Genomic DNA, 1982 nt, shown 5'->3' on the forward strand with positions numbered 1-1982 from the left:
GCTCCCCCGCCGTCTCAAGCAGGATGTCCACGGCGCCGAAGGGGCCGTCGTCCTCCCCCACGGTACGCACGGCCGGCAGCGGGGCAGGCAAAGAACCCTTGGGGTAACGCACCACGGTCGGGGCGTCGTCCACGCCCGCCGCGACTCTCAGCGCCTGGCGCAGCGTGGCCTCGTCCCGGGGCGCGGCCAGGTGCAGGCCGGGCACGTGCGCGAGCAGGGCCATGTCCCACATGCCGTTGTGGCTGGCGCCGTCGGTGCCGGTGATCCCGGCGCGGTCCAGCAGAATGGTTACTCCCGCCCGGTGCAGCCCCACGTCCATGAGCACCTGATCGAAGGCCCGGTTGAGGAAGGTGGCGTACAGAGCAACCACGGGGTGCATCCCCGCGAAGGCCATTCCCGCGGCGGAGGTCAGGGCATGCTGCTCGGCGATGCCGACGTCGACAACACGCTCGGGCATGGCGTCGGCCAGCGGCTTGAGACCGACCGGCTGCTGCATGGCGGCGGTGATACCGACGATCCGCTCGTCACCGCGGGCGAGCTCCAGCAATTCCTCGGCCACAACGGCCGTCCAGCCGAAGCGGGAGGGCACCACCGGCAGACCGGTCTCGGGATGAATGCGCCCGACCGCGTGGAAGCGGTCCGCGGTGTCTTCCTCCGCCGGGGTGTACCCGCGCCCCTTCTGGGTGATGACATGCACAATGACCGGATCGGTGTACTCGCGGGCGCGAGTGAGGGCGAACTCGAGCGCGGTCTCGTCGTGACCGTCCACCGGTCCGGTGTACTTGATGCCGAGGTCCTCGAAGAAGGCCGAGGGCACCAGAATGTCCTTGAGCCCGCGTTTCATCCCGTGCAGGGCATCGAAGGCCGCCCGCCCGGGAGCCCCCTGAGCCAGCAAGGTGTGCTTGATGCCCGACAGCATGCGCTCATATCCGGGATTGGTGCGCAGCGCATCCAGGTGGTGGGCTAGTCCCCCAATGGTGGGGGCGTAGGAGCGGCCGTTGTCATTGACGACGATGACCAAATGCTTGTCGGCGGAATCGGCAATGTTGTTGAGCGCCTCCCACGCCATGCCGCCGGTGAGGGCGCCGTCGCCGATGACGGCGACGATGTGGCGCTGCTCGCGCCCCTGCAGGTGGTTGGCGCGGGCGATGCCGTCGGCCCAGGACAGTGCCGTGGAGGCATGGGAGTTCTCCACGACGTCGTGAATGGACTCCTGCCGCGAGGGGTAGCCGGACACGCCGCCGCGCTCGCGCAGTTGGCTGAAGTCCTGGCGGCCGGTGAGCAGCTTGTGGACGTAGGCCTGGTGGCCGGTGTCGAACACGATCGTGTCGCGCGGGGAGCGGAAGGTGCGGTGCAGGGCGAGTGTGAGCTCCACAACCCCGAGGTTGGGGCCCAGATGTCCGCCCGTGCGCGCCACCGTCGCCACCAGGTAACGACGGATCTCGGCGGCCAGCGCCTCCACCTCCTCGCTGGTGAGTCGACGCAGATCCGCGGGACGGTGAATCCGGGACAACAGGGGGGTATCGGGCAGGACCGGGGGCGTCCTCCCGTCGGCGCCGACGCCAGCAGTCTCTTCGCTCATCGGCGCAGTTCCTCCTTTGTCCTAGCCTTCAGGTGGCGTCGCCCGCAGGCTCGCCACGCCGGCGCGACATCTCAGCATATGCGCTCCCGGCCGGTCCTGGGGGCTTTGACCCGCAGGAACCACGTAGGGTTGACCCAGGTCGGGTGGCCCGCCGCCGGCAAGCCCGCGACCGACCGCACCGCCTTGAAGGAGGAACGATGAGCACGACAGCGCCGTACGGGACCTGGCCCTCCCCGATCACCCCCGGCACCATCACCACCCGCACGCTCTCCCTGTCCCAGGTGCGTGTGGACGGCGGGGACACCTACTGGGTGGAGCAGCGCGCCTCCCAGGCCGGTCGGCAGGTCCTGCTGCGCCGCGACGGCGACGGGCAGATCGGGGAGGTCCTGCCCCTGACGCC

At 69.9% G+C, this 1982-nt stretch carries 1 protein-coding gene and 1 pseudogene; one reads left to right on the top strand and one right to left on the bottom strand.

Annotated features, from left to right (window positions below):
* Nucleotides 1–1582, bottom strand: a 1582-nt coding sequence (dxs, locus tag RWX45_RS01565) for a 1-deoxy-D-xylulose-5-phosphate synthase (RefSeq protein ID WP_316022035.1), incomplete at its 3' end; no start/stop codon positions are given.
* Between the two features lie 197 nt (nucleotides 1583–1779).
* On the opposite strand from dxs, the pseudogene RWX45_RS01570 reads away from it, so the two are divergent.
* A pseudogene (locus RWX45_RS01570) lies at nucleotides 1780–1982 on the top strand (S9 family peptidase); the annotation flags it as partial.

Origin of the sequence: Actinomyces sp. MRS3W (assembly GCF_032465695.1) — a bacterium.
In the GTDB taxonomy this organism is placed as follows: Bacteria; Actinomycetota; Actinomycetes; order Actinomycetales; family Actinomycetaceae; genus Actinomyces.